The sequence below is a fragment of the Pseudomonas sp. NFACC56-3 genome (assembly GCF_900100025.1).
GTDB classification, from domain to species: domain Bacteria; phylum Pseudomonadota; class Gammaproteobacteria; order Pseudomonadales; family Pseudomonadaceae; genus Aquipseudomonas; species Aquipseudomonas fluorescens_AA.
Genome location: NZ_FMTK01000004.1, coordinates 137,769 through 158,362, shown reverse-complemented (window position 1 = coordinate 158,362; position 20,594 = coordinate 137,769). Strand labels below are relative to the sequence as shown.

The 20,594-nt window shown below is 62.1% G+C and carries 21 protein-coding genes and 1 other RNA gene; 7 read left to right on the top strand and 15 right to left on the bottom strand.

The window, feature by feature from the left end:
* Window position 1: 1 nt before the first annotated feature.
* From gcvT to BLO80_RS08075, 7 genes are all read right to left on the bottom strand, one after another.
* On the bottom strand, window positions 2-1,084 hold the full coding sequence (gene gcvT, locus BLO80_RS08105; protein ID WP_092333032.1) for a glycine cleavage system aminomethyltransferase GcvT: 1,083 nt from the start codon (window positions 1,082-1,084) through the stop codon (window positions 2-4).
* A 155-nt stretch (window positions 1,085-1,239) separates the two neighbouring features.
* On the bottom strand, window positions 1,240-2,856 hold the full coding sequence (locus BLO80_RS08100) for an ABC transporter permease (RefSeq protein ID WP_092333030.1): 1,617 nt from the start codon (window positions 2,854-2,856) through the stop codon (window positions 1,240-1,242).
* Window positions 2,857-2,944: 88 nt separating this feature from the next.
* Window positions 2,945-3,949 carry an extracellular solute-binding protein gene (locus BLO80_RS08095; RefSeq protein ID WP_092333028.1) on the bottom strand — a complete coding sequence of 335 codons (1,005 nt, stop codon included), beginning with the start codon at window positions 3,947-3,949 and terminating at the stop codon, window positions 2,945-2,947.
* A 212-nt stretch (window positions 3,950-4,161) separates the two neighbouring features.
* Window positions 4,162-5,379 carry a 2-octaprenyl-3-methyl-6-methoxy-1,4-benzoquinol hydroxylase gene (locus BLO80_RS08090; protein WP_175459467.1) on the bottom strand — a complete coding sequence of 406 codons (1,218 nt, stop codon included), beginning with the start codon at window positions 5,377-5,379 and terminating at the stop codon, window positions 4,162-4,164.
* 67 nt (window positions 5,380-5,446) lie between these two features.
* The gene (ubiH, locus tag BLO80_RS08085) at window positions 5,447-6,634 is read right to left on the bottom strand and encodes a 2-octaprenyl-6-methoxyphenyl hydroxylase (RefSeq protein WP_092333025.1); all 1,188 of its coding nucleotides are present in this window, start codon (window positions 6,632-6,634) and stop codon (window positions 5,447-5,449) included.
* Window positions 6,631-7,965 (bottom strand): Xaa-Pro aminopeptidase, encoded by a 1,335-nt coding sequence (gene pepP, locus BLO80_RS08080; RefSeq protein ID WP_092333023.1) that lies wholly within the window; start codon window positions 7,963-7,965, stop codon window positions 6,631-6,633. Before pepP ends, ubiH begins: the two co-directional genes overlap by 4 nt.
* 25 nt (window positions 7,966-7,990) lie before the next feature.
* Complete coding sequence (locus BLO80_RS08075; protein ID WP_092333021.1) at window positions 7,991-8,545, bottom strand: YecA/YgfB family protein; 555 nt, start codon at window positions 8,543-8,545, stop codon at window positions 7,991-7,993.
* Between the two features lie 130 nt (window positions 8,546-8,675).
* On the opposite strand from BLO80_RS08075, the gene BLO80_RS08070 reads away from it, so the two are divergent.
* From BLO80_RS08070 to BLO80_RS08055, 4 genes are all read left to right on the top strand, one after another.
* A complete protein-coding gene (locus BLO80_RS08070; protein ID WP_003177365.1) occupies window positions 8,676-8,885 on the top strand; it encodes a TIGR02449 family protein in 210 nt (69 codons plus the stop codon).
* Entirely contained in the window at window positions 8,882-9,199 is a 318-nt protein-coding gene (locus BLO80_RS08065; protein ID WP_039590276.1) for a cell division protein ZapA, read from the top strand. Before BLO80_RS08070 ends, BLO80_RS08065 begins: the two co-directional genes overlap by 4 nt.
* Window positions 9,200-9,229: 30 nt before the next feature.
* A non-coding RNA gene (gene ssrS / locus BLO80_RS08060) (6S RNA) lies at window positions 9,230-9,409 on the top strand.
* Between the two features lie 117 nt (window positions 9,410-9,526).
* Window positions 9,527-10,144, top strand: a complete 618-nt coding sequence (locus BLO80_RS08055; RefSeq protein ID WP_072405974.1) for a 5-formyltetrahydrofolate cyclo-ligase — start codon at window positions 9,527-9,529, stop codon at window positions 10,142-10,144.
* 23 nt (window positions 10,145-10,167) lie between these two features.
* On the opposite strand, the gene BLO80_RS29870 is transcribed toward BLO80_RS08055, so the two are convergent.
* The gene (locus BLO80_RS29870) at window positions 10,168-10,314 is read right to left on the bottom strand and encodes a hypothetical protein (RefSeq protein WP_092203200.1); all 147 of its coding nucleotides are present in this window, start codon (window positions 10,312-10,314) and stop codon (window positions 10,168-10,170) included.
* Window positions 10,315-10,509: 195 nt separating this feature from the next.
* Between BLO80_RS29870 and BLO80_RS08045 the strand changes: the two genes are divergently transcribed.
* Complete coding sequence (locus tag BLO80_RS08045; protein ID WP_092333019.1) at window positions 10,510-10,962, top strand: EVE domain-containing protein; 453 nt, start codon at window positions 10,510-10,512, stop codon at window positions 10,960-10,962.
* Between the two features lie 122 nt (window positions 10,963-11,084).
* Here BLO80_RS08045 and BLO80_RS08040 read toward each other — a convergent pair whose 3' ends face one another.
* On the bottom strand, window positions 11,085-11,501 hold the full coding sequence (locus BLO80_RS08040) for a flagellar basal body-associated protein FliL (protein ID WP_092333064.1): 417 nt from the start codon (window positions 11,499-11,501) through the stop codon (window positions 11,085-11,087).
* A gap of 150 nt (window positions 11,502-11,651) precedes the next feature.
* Between BLO80_RS08040 and BLO80_RS08035 the strand changes: the two genes are divergently transcribed.
* Together BLO80_RS08035 and glpT are read left to right on the top strand one after the other, a co-directional pair.
* Entirely contained in the window at window positions 11,652-12,629 is a 978-nt protein-coding gene (locus BLO80_RS08035) for an NADPH:quinone oxidoreductase family protein (RefSeq protein ID WP_092333017.1), read from the top strand.
* 215 nt (window positions 12,630-12,844) lie between these two features.
* Window positions 12,845-14,194, top strand: a complete 1,350-nt coding sequence (glpT, locus tag BLO80_RS08030; RefSeq protein WP_060740127.1) for a glycerol-3-phosphate transporter — start codon at window positions 12,845-12,847, stop codon at window positions 14,192-14,194.
* On the opposite strand, the gene BLO80_RS08025 is transcribed toward glpT, so the two are convergent.
* The 6 genes from BLO80_RS08025 to BLO80_RS08000 all read right to left on the bottom strand — a co-directional run bounded on the left by BLO80_RS08025 (window position 14,170) and on the right by BLO80_RS08000 (window position 20,391).
* Window positions 14,170-14,838, bottom strand: a complete 669-nt coding sequence (locus tag BLO80_RS08025) for a gamma-glutamylcyclotransferase (RefSeq protein WP_092203214.1) — start codon at window positions 14,836-14,838, stop codon at window positions 14,170-14,172. The genes glpT and BLO80_RS08025 overlap by 25 nt on opposite strands.
* Before the next feature lie 334 nt (window positions 14,839-15,172).
* The gene (locus tag BLO80_RS08020; RefSeq protein ID WP_092333015.1) at window positions 15,173-16,141 is read right to left on the bottom strand and encodes a CDP-6-deoxy-delta-3,4-glucoseen reductase; all 969 of its coding nucleotides are present in this window, start codon (window positions 16,139-16,141) and stop codon (window positions 15,173-15,175) included.
* Entirely contained in the window at window positions 16,141-17,607 is a 1,467-nt protein-coding gene (ubiD, locus tag BLO80_RS08015) for a 4-hydroxy-3-polyprenylbenzoate decarboxylase (protein WP_060740124.1), read from the bottom strand. Before ubiD ends, BLO80_RS08020 begins: the two co-directional genes overlap by 1 nt.
* A 124-nt stretch (window positions 17,608-17,731) precedes the next feature.
* Window positions 17,732-18,991: a transcription termination factor Rho gene (gene rho / locus BLO80_RS08010; protein ID WP_003206716.1), complete on the bottom strand. Its 1,260-nt coding sequence runs from the start codon at window positions 18,989-18,991 to the stop codon at window positions 17,732-17,734.
* A 241-nt stretch (window positions 18,992-19,232) separates the two neighbouring features.
* Window positions 19,233-19,562 (bottom strand): thioredoxin TrxA, encoded by a 330-nt coding sequence (trxA, locus tag BLO80_RS08005; RefSeq protein ID WP_092333062.1) that lies wholly within the window; start codon window positions 19,560-19,562, stop codon window positions 19,233-19,235.
* A gap of 121 nt (window positions 19,563-19,683) precedes the next feature.
* The gene (locus BLO80_RS08000) at window positions 19,684-20,391 is read right to left on the bottom strand and encodes a FadR/GntR family transcriptional regulator (protein WP_092203218.1); all 708 of its coding nucleotides are present in this window, start codon (window positions 20,389-20,391) and stop codon (window positions 19,684-19,686) included.
* Window positions 20,392-20,594: the final 203 nt, after the last annotated feature.

Genomic DNA, 20,594 nt, shown 5'->3' with positions numbered 1-20,594 from the left:
GTTAGATCAGGGTTTTGCCATGGCGGACGAAGGTCGGTTTGACCACCCGTACCGGGTACCACTTACCACGAATTTCTACCTCGGCACGGTCAGCGGTTGCCATCGGAACACGTGCCAGGGCGATCGACTTGCTAAGCGTAGGAGAAAAACTACCACTGGTGATCTCCCCTTCGCCAACATTGGCGATGCGAACCACCTGATGGGCGCGCAAAACACCCCGCTCTTCCAGCACCAGCCCGACCAGTTTGTGCTGCACACCGCTGGCAAGCTCGGCTTCCAGCGCACTGCGCCCGATGAACTGACGGCTCGCCGGCTCCCAGGCGATACTCCAGGCCATGTTCGAGGCCAGCGGTGAAACATCCTGGTGGATATCCTGGCCGTAGAGGTTCATGCCGGCCTCCAGGCGCAAGGTGTCGCGGGCGCCGAGGCCGATGGGCGAAATGCCAGCGCCGACCAGGTCGTTGAAGAAACTCGGGGCCTCCTGGGCAGGCAAGACGATTTCCAGGCCATCTTCGCCGGTGTAGCCGGTCCGGGCGATGAACCATTCGCCGTCGGCGCGCCCTTCGAAAGGTTTGAGTTGCTGGATGATTTGCCCACGGGATTGTGTGACCAGCTCGGCAATCTTCTGCCGGGCGTGGGGGCCCTGGATCGCCAGCATCGCCAGCTCGGGGCGCTCAAGCAGTTGTGCGTCGTAGTCACCGAGCTGTGCCTGCATCCAGGCCAGGTCCTGATCGCGGGTCGAGGCGTTGAAGACCAGGCGATACCCGCCCTCGACACGGTAGATGATCATGTCGTCGACGATACCACCGCGCTCATTGAGCATCGCGCTGTACAAGGCACTGCCTGTGTCTTGCAAGCGATCGACGTCATTGGCCAGCAAGCGCTGCAGCCAGACCTTGGCCTGGGGGCCGGCGACGTCGATCACGGTCATGTGGGATACATCGAACACACCGCAGTCGCGACGCACCTGATGGTGTTCTTCGACCTGCGAGCCGTAATGCAAAGGCATATCCCAACCGCCAAAATCGACCATCTTCGCGCCAAGGGCGAGATGAAGGTCATACAGAGGCGTACGCTGTCCCATGGGTTTCTCCTTCCGGGCTTGGCGAAGGTGCGGACGGGCACTGCGTAGCGCGAACGTCTGAAAAAAGGAGTTTTCTGACGCTCTCAGTTGCCCGGTCCGACAGACGGACCGCACCGAATGCCGCGCATTGTAGCCGCATGAGGTAGGACTGGCACCTAGCTGTTTCGATGGGCCGAACGTCGTATCAATCCGATGACCGGCAACAGCCCCACCAATACCAACGTCAGCGCCGGTAGCGCGGCCCGGGCCCACTCCCCTTCGCTGGTCATCTCGAAGATCCGCACCGCCAGCGTGTCCCAGCCGAACGGGCGCATCAGCAACGTCGCGGGCATTTCCTTGAGCACATCGACGAACACCAGCAACGCCGCGCTCAAGGTGCCGGGCAACAACAATGGCAGATACACTTTGAAAAACAGTCGCGGCCCACTGACCCCAAGGCTGCGTGCCGCTTCGGGCAAGGACGGACGAATGCGCGCCAGGCTGCTCTCCAACGGGCCGTAGGCCACGGCCAGGAAACGCACCAGATACGCCAGCAACAGCGCCGACAGGCTGCCCAGCAACAACGGCTTGCCTGCACCGCCGAGCCAGGTCGACAGCGGGATGACCAGCTCACGGTCCAGGTAGCTGAACGCAAGCATGATCGACACCGCCAGCACCGAACCGGGCAAGGCATACCCCAGGTTCGCCAGGCCGACGCCTGCACGAATCGGACGGGTCGGCGCCAACCGCCGGGCGAACGCCAGCAGCAAGGCCACACAGACGGTGACCAGCGCCGCCAGGCCGCCCAGGTAGAGGGTGTGGACGATCAGCCCGGCATAACGCTCATCCAGGTCGAAACGACCGCGTTGCCAGAACCACACCACCAACTGCAGCACCGGGATGACAAACGCGCAGGCAAATACCAGGAAGCACCAGCCACTGGCCGCCATGGCCTTGAAGCCGCGCAACGTGTACAGCGCCTTGACCCGGGGCCGCTCGTTACTGGCCCGGTGAGCGCCGCGGGCCCGGCGTTCGCCATAGAGCACCAGCATCACCGCCAGCAACAGCAGGCTGGCCAGTTGAGCAGCGCTGGAGAGGCTGAAGAAGCCGTACCAGGTCTTGTAGATGGCGGTGGTGAAGGTGTCGAAGTTGAACACCGACACCGCGCCAAAATCCGCCAGGGTTTCCATCAGCGCCAGCGCCACGCCCGCACCGATGGCTGGCCGGGCCATTGGCAGCGCCACGCGCCAGAACGCCTGCCACGGCGACTGGCCCAGCACCCGGGCAGCCTCCATCAAGCCCTTGCCCTGGGCCAGGAAGGCACTGCGCGCCAGCAGGTAGACGTAAGGGTAAAAGACCAGCACCAGCACCAGGATCACCCCGCCGGTGGAACGAACCCGGGGCAGGCGCAGGCCGCTGCCGAACCATTCACGCAACAGCGTCTGCACGGGACCGGCGAAATCCAGCAGGCCAACGAAAACGAACGCCAACACATAGGCCGGAATCGCGAACGGCAGCATCAACGCCCAATCGAGCCAGCGACGTCCCGGGAATTCACACAGGCTGGTGAGCCAGGCGAGGCTGACACCCAGCAAGGTCACGCCGACACCCACGCCAAGGATCAACGTGAGGGTATTGCCCAACAAGCGCGGCATCTGCGTATCCCACAAGTGGGACCAGATTTGCTGGTCGATGCTCTGCCAGGACAGCAGCAAGACACTCAAGGGCAACAGGACCAGCGCAGCGATGGCGAAGACCAGGGGGTACCAGCGGCGTTGGGCGGGGTGGGCCAAAGGGAGCTCTCGTTTAAATGATGATGCCCGCGCATTGGCGCGGGCACCTATTTTATAACCGCCACAGGGAATCGTGTCTGACTTGGGGTTAATTCCAGCCAGCGCGATCCATCATGCGAATGGCTTCGGCCTGGCGTTTACCCGCGACTTCCACCGGCAAGGTATCGGCCTTGAACGCACCCCAGGCCGCCACTTCCTTGGACGGCTCGACCTTCGGGTTGGCCGGGAATTCCTGGTTCACGTCGGCGAAGATGCTTTGCGCTTGCGGCGTGGTCATCCACTCCACCAGTTTCTTGGCGGCGTCCGGATGCGGCGCATGCTTGGTCAAGCCGATGCCCGAGAGGTTGATGTGCACACCGCGATCGGCCTGGTTCGGCCAGAACAGCTTCACCTTCAGGTCCGGCTTCTGCTGGTGCAGGCGGCCATAGTAGTAGGTGTTGACGATACCGACATCGCACTGGCCAGCATTGATCGCTTCAAGCAATGCGGTGTCATCGGAAAACACGTCGGTGGACAGGTTCCTGACCCAGCCCTTGAGGATTTCTTCGGTTTTTTCCGCGCCGTGGGTTTCGATCAGCGTGGCGGTCAGGGACTGGTTATAGACCTTTTTCGAGGTCCTCAGGCACAGACGGCCTTCCCACTCTTGGCCGGCCAGCGCTTCATAGGTGGTCAACTCGTCCGGTTTTACCCGGTCGGTGGAATAGGCAATGGTCCGCGCCCGCAGGCTCAAACCGGTCCAGGCGTGGGACGAAGCGCGGTATTGGGGCGGGATGTTGGCGTCGATCACCGGGGAGGTGAACGGCTGGAGAATACCCATCTGCTCAGCCTGCCAGAGGTTACCGGCATCAACGGTGAGCAGCAGGTCGGCGGTGGCGTTCTCGCCCTCGGCCTTGATCCGCTGCATCAATGGCGCTTCCTTGTCGGTGATGAACTTCACCGAGACGCCGGTTTTCTCGGTGTAGGCATCGAAAACCGGCTTGATCAGTTCATCGATACGCGAAGAGTAGACCACCACCTCGTCGGCGGCCTGGGCGGCAGTGGTGCCGATCAGGGTCAAGGCGAGGGCGGACAGCAGGCGCTTGGTTGCCAACATGGTAGCGGTCTCTGGAGAGCGAAAGAGGCGCAAATGATAAGGACTCACATTTGGCATCTCAATCGAACAGTGGGCGGACACATTTCCAAATGTTGCGCAGATGGAGTGAGGTGGCTGTGCCGGCCTCATCGCGAGCAAGCTCGCTCCCACATTTGATCCGGTGAAATCTGTGCGAGCTTGCTCGCGATGAGGCCATGAGCCCAACAGACCTCTCAGGCCTTGGCCAGATCCGGCAAATCCCCACTCAACCCCAGCGCCTCGCGCACGAACAGGGCCTTGGCCTCAGGCAGGCGGTCCACCAGTTTCAGCCCGGTGTTGCGCAACCAGCGCACCGGCAGCGGATCGGCCTGGAACAACCGCTCGAAGCCCTCCATCGCCGCCATCAGCGCCAGATTGTGGGGCATGCGTCGGCGCTCGTAGCGGCTCAACACCTTCACGTCCGCCAACCGTTCGCCACGGCCGGCCGCGTGCAACAGCACTTCGGCCAGCACGGCAGCGTCGAGGAAGCCCAGGTTCACCCCCTGCCCGGCCAGCGGATGGATGGTATGGGCCGCGTCGCCGATCAACGCCAGCCCTTCGGCCACGTAGCGCTTGGCATGTCGCTGGCGCAGCGGCACGCACAGGCGCGGGTCGGCGCTCAGCACCGGGCCAAGCTGGCCTTCGAAGGCGCGTTCCAGTTCGCTGCAGAATTGAGTGTCATCGAGTGCCATCAAGCGCTGCGCTTCTTCGGGGGTGGTGGACCAGACAATCGAGCACCAGTCGTGCTGGCCGTCACGCTCAAGGGGCAGGAACGCCAGCGGGCCGTTGTCGGTGAAGCGCTGCCATGCCGTCATCCGATGCGGCCGGGTGCTGCGCACGCTGGTGACGATGGCGTGGTGCAGGTAATCCCATTCGCGCGTCGCCACGCCCGTCAGGCGGCGCACAGCGGAATTCGCGCCATCGGCGGCAATGACCAGGGGGGCCCGCAACGTGCGGCCATCGGCCAGGGTCAGCAGCCAGTCGTCGCCGGAACGCCGCATCTGCTCCAGCCGGGCGTTGGCCAACAAACCCAGGTCGCAGTCATGCAGTCGGTCCAGCAGGGCATCCTGCACCACGCGATTTTCAACGATGTGCCCAAGCGTCTCGGCATGCAGGCTGGCTGCCGAAAAATGGATCTGCCCGGTGCCACTGCCATCCCAGACGTGCATGTCGGTGTAAGGACTGGCACGCCGGGCGGTGATGCCTTCCCAGACGCCCAGGCGCTCGAGGATCCGCTGGCTGGCCGTCGACAAGGCACTGACCCGAGGCTCGAACGTGGCCTGGGGGTCGAAGGGCTTGACGCTCATCGGGCTGCCGTCGAGCAACAACACTTGCAGGCCACTGCCCTGCAACGCCAGCGCCAGGGCGCTGCCGACCATACCGGCGCCGACAATCAGCAGATCTGCACGCAATTCCATGCTCTAAGCCTGTTTTGCGGGCGACATCAGCCGCCCATGAAAAGAAATGACCACCCCAGCCTCACGCATCGGGACGCGTCCCCAACCCCATGGCCTGGCGGGCGAACCAGCGCTTGGCCGGAGGCAGCAGGTCGAGGCCCAGCAAGCCGAGGTTCCGGCCCAGGGACACCAGCGGCAGGCTGCTGCCGAACAGCCGCGTGACCTGGTCGGAGAAGCCCACGGTCAGGGCCTGGTCCATGCGCTGGCGCTCGCGGTAGGCCTGCAATACGGCAAAATCCCCTGGCTCGCGATCGCTGTCGAGCAAGGCATCGGCCAGGGCCTGGGCATCGCGCAGGGACAGGTTGAACCCCTGCCCGGCAATCGGATGCAGGCTGTGGGCGGCATTGCCCAGGATCGCCAGGTGCGGACGGACCTGCTCTTCGGCTTCCACCAGCGCCAACGGGTACAGGTGCCGTACACCCACCTGCTTCAGCGTACCCAGGCGATAACCGAACACACCCTGCAATTCGGCGAGGAAGCTGCGCTCGTCGAGGGCCGCCAGCCGTTGCGCGTCCATGCCCTGGCGGGTCCAGACCAGCGCGCAACGATTCTCCGGCAGCGGCAACAAGGCCATCGGGCCGTCATCGGTGAAGCGTTCGAAGGCCATGCCATTGTGGGCTTCGCTGGGGGTGATGTTGGCGATCAAGGCGCTCTGGTCATAGGGACGGCTGCGCACCCCGACGCCCAACTGCTCGCGCAGGCTGGAGCGACCACCGTCGGCCAGGACGGCAAGGTCGCACTCCAGGGTGGTTTCGTCGTCGAGGGTCAGGCGATAACCGCCGACCAGTGGCTCCATGCGCGTAACCTGCGCCGGGCAGCGCCAACTGACCACTTCCGGGTCCAGGCCATGCCACAGGCACTGGCCGAGCCAGGCGTTTTCCACCACGTAGCCCAGGGCCGGCACGCCCTCTTCCATGGCCGACAACCGCGCCGTGGAAAACCGCCCGCGATCGGACACATGGATCTGCTTGATCGGTTCGGCGCGACGGGAAATCTCCTGCCAGACACCCAAGCGTTGATAAATCTGCCGGGCACCGTAGGACAACGCCGAAGACCGGGCATCGTAGCTTGGCTGCCAGGCGTCGCCGGGGGCGAAGGGCTCGATCAGGATAATCCTCCAGCCCCGGGCCTTGGCACCGGCCTGCAGGGCCAGCGCCAGGCTCGCGCCGACCAGGCCACCGCCAATGATCGCCAGATTGACCCGGCTCATGCCGCTTGCGTCCGGGCGGCGGCCATCAGGGCCTCGATGTCGGCGACCGTTTTCGGCACGCCTCGGCTCAGGATCTCACAACCGGTTTTGGTCACCACCACGTCATCCTCGATGCGCACGCCAATGCCGCGCCATTTTTTCGCGACGCTGCGGTTGTCCGGGCCGATATAGATGCCCGGCTCCACCGTCAGCGTCATGCCGACTTCCAGGACCCGCCACTCGCCACCAACCCGGTACTCGCCCACATCATGCACGTCCATGCCCAGCCAATGGCCGGCGCGGTGCATATAGAACGCCCGGTAGGCCTCGCTGGCAATCAACTCGTCCACCTCGCCCTCCAGCAGTCCCAGGCGCACCAACCCTTCGGTAATGACCCGGACCGTCGCTTCGTGAGCCTGGTTCCAGTGTTTGTCCGGCGCGATCTGGGCAAACGCGGCTTCCTGGGCGGCCAGCACCACTTCGTAGACCGCCTTCTGCTCGGGCGAAAACTTGCCGCTGACCGGCCAGGTACGGGTGATATCGCTGGCGTAGCAGTCGATTTCACAGCCGGCATCGATCAACACCAGGTCGCCGTCCTTGAGCAGCGCATCGTTCTGCTGGTAGTGCAGGATGCAGCTGTTGCGCCCCGCCGCGACGATCGAGCCATAGGCCGGCATCTTCGCCCCACCCTTGCGGAATTCATAATCGAGCTCGGCCTCCAGGCTGAACTCATGCAACCCCGGGCGCGCCGCCTGCATCGCCCGGATGTGCGCCTGGGCGGAGATCCGCGCCGCTTCGCGCATGACCTTCAGTTCCGCCGCCGATTTATACAGGCGCATATCGTGCAGCAAGTGATCCAGGGCAACGAATTCGTTCGGCGGCTGGGCGCCGAGGTGGGCCTTGGAGCGAATCACGTTGATCCACTCCATCAGGTGCCGGTCGAATTCAGGGTTGCTGCCCATGGCCGAATACACCCGGTCGCGGCCTTCGATCAGGCCCGGCAGGATGTCGTCGATGTCGGTGATGGGAAACGCGTCGTCGGCACCGTAGTCACGGATCGCCCCTTCCTGGCCGGCGCGCAGGCCGTCCCACAACTCACGTTCAGCGTTGCGCTCGCGACAAAAGAGGATGTATTCGCCGTGGGCGCGGCCGGGCATCAGCACCAGCACCGCTTGCGGCTCGGGGAAGCCGCTGAGGTACTGGAAGTCACTGTCCTGGCGGTAGACATGCTCGACGTCGCGGTTGCGGATCGCAACGGCGGCGGCGGGCAGGATTGCGATGCTGTTGGGTTCCATCTGCGCCATCAGGGCCTTGCGGCGACGGCTGTATTCCGATTTCGGGATATGAATCATGGGCAGACGGGGTTCCCTCTGAAATTCAATGCAAGGACGGCTTGGGGGCCGCCGCATCGGTTTTCTTGGTCTCGGTGAACAGTAGCAATGGTGCGACCCGCAGGTACTCCATCACTTCCATGTAGTCGCTTTCGCCGTCATCGGACTCTTCCAGGGCATCCTGGACCTGGGAGATCGCGGCCAGGTCCTGCAGCACTTCCTTGGCCTCTTCGCTCAGCGCGTATTCGCGGCGGGTCAGGCCGAAGCCGGCGAGGAAGCCCTGGCACCACTGGCCCAGCGCCGCGGCGCGTTCGGCCAGGGGGGTGTCGTCAGTGGGCAACAGCAGGACGACGGTCATGTCATCGCTGGTCAACTCGCCCTTGACCATTTCCTGCAGGCCGATCAGCGCGTTACGGACGTTGTCCGCCGGCTCGCCTTCCAGCAGCTCGGCGGCGTCGGCCAACCAGCCGTCGGCATCGAAACCGGCGCCGGCGCAACTGCGGCCGAGCAACAGGCCATGCAGTTCGGCAGGCGAGACAGGGTGACCGCTGGTGCTCAGCAGGGTGGCGAATGCTTGATACGGGGAATTCTGAATGGGCATGGGCAGCTAGGCGCCAGACGGCGCTATGTCTAGAATGGAGGCCTTGTATCCTACATCGACAGACTCGCCAAGACTATCAGAGGCTGTGCGACCTACATCCCTCCATCAGACACATTCTTCAGTGGACACAATGGAAGACACCGACCTGCAAGCGCTGATGGCCAGACTCGAACTGCTAATTGACCGGGTCGAGCAACTTAAGAGCCAAAACGGACTCCTATTAGCTCAGGAAAAGACCTGGCGCGAGGAACGCGCGCACCTCATTGAAAAAAACGAAATCGCCCGGCGTAAGGTCGAATCGATGATTTCGCGCCTCAAGGCCCTGGAGCAAGACTCATGAGTTCAAGCAATAGCGTTACCGTGCAGATCCTCGACAAAGAATATTCGATCATCTGCCCCCAGGAAGAGCGTAGCAACCTGGTGAGCGCCGCCCGTTACCTGGACGGCAAGATGCGCGAGATCCGCAGCAGCGGCAAAGTCATCGGGGCCGACCGCATCGCCGTGATGGCCGCCTTGAACATCACCCACGACCTGCTGCATCGCCAGGATACGCCGGACGTACAGGTCAGTGGCTCGACCCGTGAGCAGGTGCGCGACCTGCTCGATCGGGTGGATCTGGTGCTCGCCACCGATCCAGACGTCAGCAAGGGCTGATTCGCGAGGCTGCCTGGGGTATACTCGCCTCACTCCCTGGGGTGCTTGCCAGTTGGTGATGTCCCTGAGCCGATACGCACAACCACGGGGGTTGCACGTTGGGGCCGGTGTGCATGTCCGCTTGACGGAAAGCCTTAACGCCCCCTGCAACTTCCACCTTGAACTTTCGGGTTCAAGGGCTAAGCCGACAGCGGTTCATCCGGGGAGCCTGACTCCAGACAATGCCAGTCCACGTGGACTGGCATTGTCGTTTCCGGGCGCAGGCATTTCTGGGCGTCCTGTTTTGCGGTTACGCTGTGCGGCATCGCCACTGCGTGAAGCCTCGACATGACTGAACCTGCGCTGCTGCCCCGCCCGCAACTTCGACGCCTGCTACGTCAGGCCCGTCGCGCCCTGACGCCCGCCCAGCAACGGCAAGCCGCCCGCGGGCTGTACAAACAACTGGCCCAGCACCCGTTGTTCCGCCGTGCGAAGCACATCGCCCTGTACCTGCCCAACGATGGCGAGATCGACCCGCGCCTGCTGCTGCGTGCGGCCCAGCGCCGGGGCAAGGCCACTTACCTGCCGGTGCTCAGCCCGTGGCCACAGACCAAGATGGTGTTCCAGCGCATCCACCCCGGCGAAAAGATGCAACCCAACCGGTTTCGCATCCCCGAGCCACGCAAGAACATCGCCCGGCAACGCAAGGTCTGGACGTTGGACCTGGTGTTGTTGCCATTGGTGGGGTTTGACGATGCGGGAGGTCGACTGGGCATGGGCGGCGGCTTTTACGACCGCAGCCTGGCGTACCTGGCGCGACGCAAGCAGTGGCGCAAGCCAACGCTGTTGGGGCTGGCCCATGAATGCCAGAAGGTCGAACGATTGGCGCAGGCAAGCTGGGACGTGCCGCTGCAGGGAACGGTCAGCGACAGGCAATGGTATATCGCGGGGTCGACGCCGCGGTAATCAGCGGCGCCTGGAAAGCAGGTTCAGCGTTTGAGCGATGGCGCGGGTTGGGTGATGTCCATCGGCGCCTCGGTCTTGTTGGTCCACAGGCTTTGGGCGTAACCCGTGGTCACGACACCCAGACCGAACAGAATGACCAGGATCCACAACAAATCCGGTTTGCGTTTCATCGATTGCCCCCCTCAAGGCATATCACACACGATGACAGCAGCGGTTTTCTTATTGGCCGTGCAGCAGCGTCAAGCTTGGAAGGCCGGCATTTTGCGGCAACCGGCCCCGACACGCAAATGCTGGCGTCAACCGACCGTCGGTTTGTCATAAAATCGCCGAACTATTTTGATACCCACCGCCCAGGAGAAAAAATCATGGCCTATTGGCTGATGAAGTCCGAGCCCGACGAATTGTCCATCCAGGGCCTGGAAAAGCTCGGCCAGGCCCGCTGGGACGGCGTTCGCAACTACCAGGCGCGCAATTTCCTGCGGGCCATGGCGGTGGGTGACACGTTCTTTTTCTACCACTCCAGTTGCCCGGAGCCAGGCATTGCCGGGATTGGCGAAATCATCCAGGCGGCCTATCCCGACCCTACGGCCCTGGACCCGGACAGCCATTATTTCGACCCCAAGGCCAGCCCGGACAAAAACCCCTGGACCGCGATCGACGTGGCCCACGTCGAGACGTTCCGCCACGTGCTGAAACTCGATTACCTCAAGCAACAGGCCGCCCTGGCGGAAATGCCGCTGGTGCAGAAAGGCTCGCGGCTTTCGGTGATGCCAGTGACGGCCGAGCAATGGGCGGCGGTGATTGCTTTGAAACCTTGAGCGATTCGCGGTCCGATAGGTCGCTATCGCGAGCAAGCTCGCTCCCACAGGAATTTTGTGATCGACGCAAATCTCTGTGGGAGCGAGCTTGCTCGCGATAGGGTCGCCCCAACAACGCCGACTTATTGAATGATCAGGTTGTTGAACAACAGATCATCCACCATCGGCTTGCCGGTCTCGTCGTTCATCACCTGCTGGGTCTGCTTCAAGGCTTCCTGACGCAGCTTTTCCTTGGCTTCGAGGTTGTTCATCGCCTCGGTGGTCTGCTGGGCGAATAACGCCACCAGTTGGTTGCGGATCAATGGCTCGTTGGCCTTGACCGCCGCAGCCGCGGCGTCACCGGTCACGCGCAGGGCCACGTCGGCCTTGTAGACCTTCAGCTTCGCCGTGCCGTCCAAGCCATAGTTGCCCACGAATGGCGGGCTGAGGGTGATGTAACTGACTTTCGGTGCCTCGCCCTCTTTCGCTTCCTTGGCCTCTTCGGCCATTGCCGCCACAGGCAACGACAGGGCCAGCATCAACATGATCCACGCTTTCACAATTGACTCCTCATCCGGTTTGCGGCCCAGCATACCGACCCGCCGTTCAAGCACAAGCTTATGGCCGGCTATCAGGGCGGGGCATGCTCGTTGACCCGTTGTCTCTCACACCTACACTTATCGGCCATCACTCCCAAAGGAATAGCCCTGATGAAAGCCGTACTGTGCAAAGAATTCGGCCCCGCCGAATCGCTGGTGCTGGAAGACGTCGCCAGCCCCGTCGCCAAGAAGAACGAAGTGCTGCTGGACGTGCACGCCGCCGGGGTGAATTTCCCTGACACGCTGATCATCGAGGGCAAATATCAATTCAAGCCCCCCTTCCCGTTTTCCCCCGGCGGCGAAGCGGCGGGCGTGGTCAGCGAGGTGGGTGAGAAAGTCAGCCACTTGAAGGTCGGCGACCGGGTGATGGCGCTGACCGGCTGGGGCAGCTTTGCCGAACAAGTGACGGTGCCGGGCTACAACGTGTTGCCGATTCCCGCGTCCATGGACTTCAACACTGCCGCCGCCTTCAGCATGACCTATGGCACCTCGATGCACGCCCTCAAGCAACGGGCCAACCTGCAACCCGGCGAAACCTTGCTGGTGCTCGGCGCCTCCGGTGGCGTTGGCCTGGCGGCCGTGGAAATCGGCAAGGCCATGGGCGCCCGGGTCATCGCCGCCGCCAGCAGCGCGGAAAAACTTGCCGTGGCCAAGGCAGCCGGCGCCGACGAACTGATCAACTACAGCGAAACCAGCCTGAAGGAGGAAATCAAGCGCCTCACCGACGGCCAGGGCGCCGATGTGATCTACGACCCGGTGGGTGGCGACCTGTTCGACCAGGCCATCCGCGCCATTGCCTGGAACGGCCGGCTGCTGGTGGTGGGCTTCGCCAGCGGACGCATCCCCGAACTGCCGGTGAACCTGGCGCTGCTCAAGGGCGCCGCCGTGGTGGGCGTATTCTGGGGCTCCTTCGCCCAACGCCAACCCCAGGACAACGCCGCCAACTTCCAGCAATTGTTCGGCTGGTTCGCAGAGGGCAAGCTCAAGCCGCTGGTGTCGCAGGTGTACCCGCTGAGCAACGCGGCACAAGCCATCAATGATCTTGGCCACCGCAAGGCGGTCGGAAAAGTGGTGGTTCAGGTTCGCTGATTGCTTACCCAAACTGTTTATACCGGGTCGTCACGCTGCGACCCGGTTTCGCCATTCCCATACCGCCCTTCATTTATACCTGAGCGACATGTTCATAAAAGAACACGATATCGGCAACATTCCGGCTTTTTTGTTGATGCGAACCGATGCTATTTTCGGTAATGAAACTGTAACATTCGCATCCGCAGTCAAAACAAGAAATCTGGAGCTCTTGAATGTTTGCTTTCTTTCGCCCCGCCGCCCATCAGGCTCCATTGCCTGAAGAAAAAATAGACAGTACCTATCGACGCCTTCGCTGGCAGATCTTCGCCGGGATCTTCATTGGCTACGCCGGCTATTACCTGTTGCGCAAGAACTTCTCCCTGGCCATGCCGTACCTGATCGACGAAGGTTACACCCGTGGTCAGTTGGGCCTGGCCATGTCGGCCATCGCCATCGCCTACGGGCTGTCGAAGTTCCTGATGGGCCTGGTGTCCGACCGTTCCAATCCGCGCTACTTCCTGCCCTTCGGCTTGTTGGTATCGGCAGGGGTGATGTTCGTGTTCGGTTTCGCACCCTGGGCAACCTCCAGCGTGACCATGATGTTCATCCTGCTGTTCATCAACGGCTGGGCCCAAGGCATGGGTTGGCCGCCAAGCGGACGGACCATGGTGCACTGGTGGTCGCAGAAGGAACGTGGCGGCGTGGTCTCGGTGTGGAACGTGGCGCACAACGTCGGCGGCGGCCTGATCGGCCCGCTGTTTCTGCTGGGGATGGGCTGGTTCAACGACTGGCACGCGGCATTCTATGTGCCCGCTGCCGTAGCGCTCGCCGTTGCGGTGTTTGCCTTCGTGACCATGCGCGACACGCCGCAATCCGTGGGCCTGCCGCCCATCGAGAAATACAAGAACGACTACCCCGAAGGCTACGACGCGAGCCACGAGAACGAATTCAGCGCCAAGGAAATTTTCGTCAAATACGTGCTGCGCAACAAAATGCTCTGGTACATCGCCATGGCCAACGTCTTCGTCTACCTGCTGCGCTACGGCGTGCTGGACTGGGCGCCGACCTACCTCAAGGAAGCCAAGGGCTTCACGGTGGACAAGAGTTCCTGGGCCTATTTCTTCTACGAGTGGGCGGGCATTCCCGGCACGCTGCTGTGTGGCTGGATGTCGGACAAGATCTTCCGGGGCAACCGTGGCCTGACCGGCATGGTGTTCATGGCCCTGGTGACCGTGGCCACGCTGGTGTACTGGCTGAACCCGGCCGGCAACCCGACCGTCGACATGATCGCCCTGGTTTCCATCGGCTTCCTGATCTACGGCCCGGTGATGTTGATCGGTTTGCAGGCATTGGAACTGGCACCGAAGAAAGCCGCCGGTACAGCTGCCGGCTTCACTGGTCTGTTTGGTTACCTGGGTGGCTCGGTCGCGGCCAGCGCCGCCATGGGCTACACCGTGGACCATTTCGGCTGGGACGGTGGCTTTGTGCTGCTGATCGGCGCCTGCCTGCTGGCAATGGCGTTCCTCGCGCCCACGCTGTGGCACAAGCAAATAGCCAGTCAGAGCCGCGAAGCGGTCGCCTGATCCAGCGCTGATTGGCAGCGCTTGAGCCGCGCCTCCAGATTCCGGTCTGGCATGGCGTGGCTGCGCAGGGCGTGGACGGTCTGCTCGACGTAATCGCGAGTGGTGCCGTAACGCCCACAGGCGCTTTCGAACACCTGGCTCAGCACATGGTCCGGCACGTTGCCGGCATAGCTGGGCAGGTGCCGCTCCAGCACAAAACCCAAGGCTTGCACCCGGCTGCCATCCTCGAGACGGCAACTGAGCCAGTGCGGACGATAGGACGGGACCGGCATCTCGCGCTGCCACAGGGCAAACAACGAGTCCTCGAGATTCTCCTCCGGCAATCGGTAGGCGAACCCGCTGCACGAACCGCCGCGATCCAGCCCGAACACCAGCCCCGGCAACTCCGGGGTGCCACGGTGCTCATGGGACCACAGGTACAAACCGCGATGATAACCATGGACCCGACCGCGCATGCGCTCCACCGCCGTGCATTCCGGCCGCCAGATCAATGAACCGTACGCGAACAGCCAGACCGGACCGCCCTGGTGGAGGCTCATGGTCAATTGCATCGAGGCGAGCAATTGCTCACGGGTCAGCTGCGGCCCCAGCTCGAGCCGTGGCGGGTACAAGGCACAGGTAATGGCGGATTCGATGGCGGTCATGGCCGTTAGCGGTTGGCTCCTCGCGGGTCGGAAAGTGAATGGGGCCCGTCATGGGGTTGACGTTCACGGGGATCAAGGCAAGTTAAATGCCATCCACCCCCTATATACGTTATCGGTATCTAGCCTTGAGACTAAATATCGAAACGAAATATATGCAGTTATATCGATGGGTGAGCATGGGCTGTTATGTGGCGAGGGAGCTTGCTCCTGCTGGACTGCATAGCCATCCCCAAAGAGGCGGTTGCTGCGCAACCGAGCGGGAGCAAGCTCCCTCGCCACAAAAGTGCACGCTCCAGATCACAAAAGCGTATGAATCCGGATTTCAGGTCAGCCGCTAAGCCCGAGGCGCATAGGCAAATACATCGGCGCGCATTTGATGGGCGTCCATGCCGGCGTCCACCAACGCATCGAGCGTGGCGTAGATCATGGCCGGCGAGCCGCTGGCGTAGACGTGCACGCCGGAAAGATCGCTGAGGTCCTCGCACACCGCTTCATGGAGCATTCCGCAGCGCCCTTCCCAACCGCACAAATCGCTGACGACTTTGTGCAGGAACAGGTTCGGCAGTTTTTTCCATTCGTCCCAATGCTCGATTTCATAGAAATCGTCGGGACGCCGCACGCCCCAGTACAGATGCACCGGGTGCTTGAAGCCCGCGGCACGGCAATGCTCGATCAGGCTGTGCATCTGCGCCATGCCGGTTCCGGCGGCGATCAGCACCAACGGTCCGTCCGGCAGTTCGGACAAATGCGTGTCGCCAAAAGGCATTTCGACGCGCACGCTGGGGTTGCGTTGCAGTTGCTCCAGCAGCGCCTGTGCACTGCTTTCGCGCACCAATACATGCAACTGCAGCTCGCGCCCGGAATGCGGCGCCGAGGCCAGGGAAAACGCCGATTTCTCGCCGTTTTCCCGTTCGATCATCAGGTATTGCCCGGCATGATAGCGCGGTGGCTTGCCCGCTGGCGCCCGCAGGCGCACTCGCCAGACATCGCCGCCCACCTCGGCGCACTCGATTACCTGGCACGCCAGGTTGCGTACCGGTAGCTCGCCCGGCGACAGCACGCCATCCCACAACACCACGCAATCCTCCAACGGCTCGGCGATACACGTGAAAATCTCACCGTGGTCGCGCACCTCGCCCGCCTGTTCCACGCGGCCTTCCACCAGCAACGCACCACAGACGTGGCAGTTGCCGTTGCGGCAGCTTTGCGGGCATTCATAGCCCAGGCGTCGCGCGCCATCGAGAATCCGCTCGGCGGGCCGTATCTCCAGCACCGCCCCGGAAGGCTGCAAGGTTACACGCATCAATCTATTCCTAACTGATTCCAGATGGCATCGATCCGTTGGGTAACGGCTTCATCCTTGACGATAACCCGACCCCACTCGCGAGTGGTTTCACCGGGCCATTTGTGCGTGGCATCGAGTCCCATCTTCGACCCCAGGCCAGACACCGGCGAGGCGAAGTCGAGGTAGTCGATCGGCGTATTCTCGATCATCACCGTGTCGCGCTTGGGGTCCATGCGCGTGGTGATGGCCCAGATCACGTCGTTCCAGTCCCGTGCGTTGATATCGTCGTCAGTGACGATAACGAACTTGGTGTACATGAACTGTCGCAAAAACGACCAGACCCCGAGCATCACCCGCTTGGCATGCCCCGGATACGACTTCTTCATGGTCACCACGGCCATGCGATACGAACAACCTTCCGGTGGCAAATAGAAGTCAGTGATTTCCGGAAACTGCTTCTGCAGGATCGGCACGAACACTTCGTTCAGCGCCACGCCGAGAATGGCCGGCTCATCGGGTGGACGGCCGGTGTAAGTGCTGTGGTAGATCGGCTTGATCCGATGGGTAATGCGCTCGACGGTGAACACGGGGAAGCTGTCCACTTCGTTGTAGTAACCGGTGTGGTCGCCGTACGGACCTTCGTCGGCCATTTCGCCGGGATGGATCACACCTTCAAGAATGATCTCGGCGGTGGCCGGCACTTGCAGGTCATTGCCACGGCATTTCACCAGCTCGGTACGGTTGCCCCGCAACAGGCCGGCGAACGCGTATTCGGAAAGGCTGTCGGGCACGGGCGTGACGGCGCCGAGGATGGTCGCCGGGTCCGCGCCCAGGGCCACCGACACCGGGAAGGGCTGGCCGGGGTGTTTTTCACACCACTCACGGTAATCCAATGCACCGCCGCGATGACTCAGCCAGCGCATGATGACCTTGTTGCGGCCAATCACCTGCTGACGGTAGATGCCTAGGTTCTGGCGGTCCTTGTTCGGGCCTTTGGTGACGGTCAGGCCCCAGGTGATCAGCGGCCCCACGTCGCCCGGCCAGCAGGTCTGCACCGGGAGCGTGGCCAGGTCGACGTCGTCGCCCTCGATGACCACTTCCTGGCAGATCGCGTCCTTGACGACTTTCGGCGCCATGGCAATGATCTTGCGGAAAATCGGCAGCTTGGACCAAGCGTCCTTCAGGCCTTTCGGCGGCTCGGGCTCCTTGAGGAACGCCAGCAGCTTGCCGATTTCGCGCAGTTCGCTGACAGCTTCGGCGCCCATGCCCAAGGCCACGCGCTCCGGCGTGCCGAACAGGTTCCCCAGCACCGGAATGTCATAACCCGTCGGGTTTTCGAACAACAGCGCCGGGCCTTTTGCGCGCAGGGTGCGGTCGCAGACCTCGGTCATTTCCAGGACAGGAGACACCGGCACCTGGATGCGCTTGAGTTCGCCGCGCTGTTCCAGCCCGCTGATAAAGTCGCGCAAGTCGCGATACTGCATGCAAAAGCCTCATGGTGGCCGTGGCGTTCGGGGGCCCGAGTTTAACGCCGCCCGTCCAGAATAGTGAATGCACAGATAGCAAAAAGCCGGGTTTCCCCGGCTCTTGCTGGCCTGTCTTGGCGATTTACTTGCGTTTCATCGACAGGAAGAACTCATCGTTGGTCTTGGTCGTCTTCAGCTTGTCGACCAGGAACTCGATGGCGGCGACTTCATCCATCGGATGCAGCAGCTTGCGCAGGATCCACATGCGCTGCAACTCGTCGTCGGCGGTCAGCAACTCTTCGCGGCGCGTGCCGGAACGGTTGATGTTGATGGCCGGGAAGACACGCTTCTCGGCGATACGACGATCCAGAGGCAGCTCCATGTTGCCGGTGCCCTTGAATTCCTCGTAGATCACTTCGTCCATCTTCGAACCGGTTTCAACCAGTGCGGTGGCGATGATGGTCAGCGAGCCGCCTTCCTCGATGTTCCGCGCGGCGCCGAAGAAACGCTTCGGTTTTTCCAGCGCATGGGCATCGACACCACCGGTCAGCACCTTGCCGGAGCTCGGGATCACGGTGTTGTAGGCACGAGCCAGACGGGTGATGGAGTCCAGCAGGATCACCACGTCTTTCTTGTGTTCGACCAGGCGCTTGGCCTTCTCGATCACCATTTCGGCAACCTGCACGTGGCGGGTTGGCGGCTCGTCGAACGTCGAGGCGACCACTTCGCCGCGCACGGTGCGCTGCATCTCGGTCACTTCTTCCGGACGTTCGTCGATCAGCAACACGATCAGGTGAACTTCAGGGTTGTTACGGGCGATGTTGGCCGCGATGTTCTGCAGCATGATCGTCTTGCCCGCTTTCGGCGGCGCCACGATCAGGCCACGCTGGCCCTTGCCGATGGGTGCGCACAGGTCGATGACACGACCGGTGAGGTCTTCGGTGGAACCGTTGCCGGCTTCCATCTTCATGCGCACGGTCGGGAACAGCGGGGTCAGGTTCTCGAAGAGAATCTTGTTCTTCGCGTTTTCCGGACGGTCGAAGTTGATCGTGTCGACCTTGAGCAGGGCGAAATAACGTTCGCCTTCCTTCGGAGGACGGATCTTGCCAACGATGGTGTCACCGGTGCGCAAGTTGAAGCGACGGATCTGGCTCGGCGAGACGTAGATATCGTCTGGACCGGCGAGATAGGAAGCGTCTGCGGAGCGAAGGAAGCCGAAGCCGTCCTGGAGAATCTCCAGCACGCCATCACCGGAGATTTCCTCGCCGCTTTTCGCGTGCTTCTTGAGCAGGGAGAAAATCACGTCCTGCTTGCGCGAACGGGCCATATTTTCTATGCCCATCTGTTCGGCCAATTCGAGCAGTTCGGTAATCGGCTTTTGCTTGAGTTCAGTCAGATTCATATAGGAATGACGTAATCATTTATGGAGGGGGGAAATTAAGCTTTTGGCTTAATGAGGCCGCGCCGCAGAGAAGGCGACAGGATCGCGTACTTATTCGAAAGGAGAGCGTCGGCGACGGCTTGCAGGGGGCAATGGAGAAACCAGTGCGGGGCCGAATGTAACACCTGGGTTTGCAAGCGTCTAGCCCCGGATAACGAAAAAGCCCCGCGATTTGCGGGGCTTTTTCAGTGGCATTCGACGCTTAGATGTTGGCGTCGAGGAAAGCAGCCAGTTGCGACTTCGACAACGCACCGACCTTGGTGGCTTCGACGTTGCCGTTCTTGAACAGCATCAGGGTCGGGATACCACGCACGCCGTGCTTGGCCGGAGTCTCCTGGTTCTCGTCGATGTTCAGCTTGGCAACGGTCAGCTTGCCCTTGTAGGTCTCGGCAATCTCGTCCAGGACTGGGGCGATCATTTTGCAGGGACCGCACCACTCAGCCCAATAGTCGACCAGTACCGCGCCTTCGGCATTGATTACGTCAGCCTCGAAGCTAGCGTCGCTAACGTGTTTGATCAGATCGCTGCTCATGGAAATCTCCGGGGTTGTCAGCAAAAAAACGTGGCCCATCATAGCGGCCCTTCCCGGGTTCAGGAAGCCGCAGTTGATTGAGTCTCGCTATGGCGCAAGATGTATTTGGATATGGCCCGGCTCATGAAGCCGTAGGGGCGACGAACGAAATCCCGGTACGCAGCGCAGCGTTACGTACATGTTCCTGCATGGCTTTTTGCGCGGCGGCAGAAGCCCGACGGGCCAGGGCGCGAAGGATCTTGCGGTGCTCTTGCCAGGTTTCCATCGCCCGCTCCGCCCGGATGAACGGTAGTTTCTGGCTTTCCAGGAAGATGTCGGCGCTGGCGGTAAGGATGCTCAACATCGCCTGGTTGCCGCTGGCCAGCAGGATGCGCCGATGGAATTCGAAATCCAGCCGCGCGGCGGCGTCGAAATCCCCGACCTTCAACTCCCGGCGCATGGCTTCGACATTGTCTTGCAACCGGTCGAGTTCATCGGCGCTGAGCGTCACCGCCGCCAACCCCGCCGCGAAGCCCTCCAGGGCGTAGCGCAACTGGAAGATGTCCACCGGCGAAGCCTGGGCCGCGAACGGCCAACCCGGCGCCGACTCGTTGCGCGGGGCCTCCACCGGCGCCTGCACGAACACCCCCTTGCCCGGCTGCACGCTGATCATGCCCAAGGCACTCAGGGAGGACAGCGCTTCGCGCAACGACGCCCGGCTCACGCCCAGTTGCAGCGCCAGGTCCCGTTGCGACGGCAACGCATCGCCTGGGCCGAAGCCTTCATCGACGATCAGTTTGCGGATGGCTTGCAGGGCCACTTCAGGAACGGCACGAGCGATGGAATTCATGATTTTTTCAGACGAACCGGGCCAGTGAGCGGCTAGTTGTAAAGCTATTCGCCGCGCCCGGCAAGTCGTGCCCCAGCAGGGTTCGGCGACAAATACCGACGCCCGATAACGGTGCGAAACACGACGCAACTGTTCAGACCAGTAAGACCGCTGCCCACCAGCAAAACCGAGGCTTTGGCCGATTAAAAGTGGCCTTGGCATGG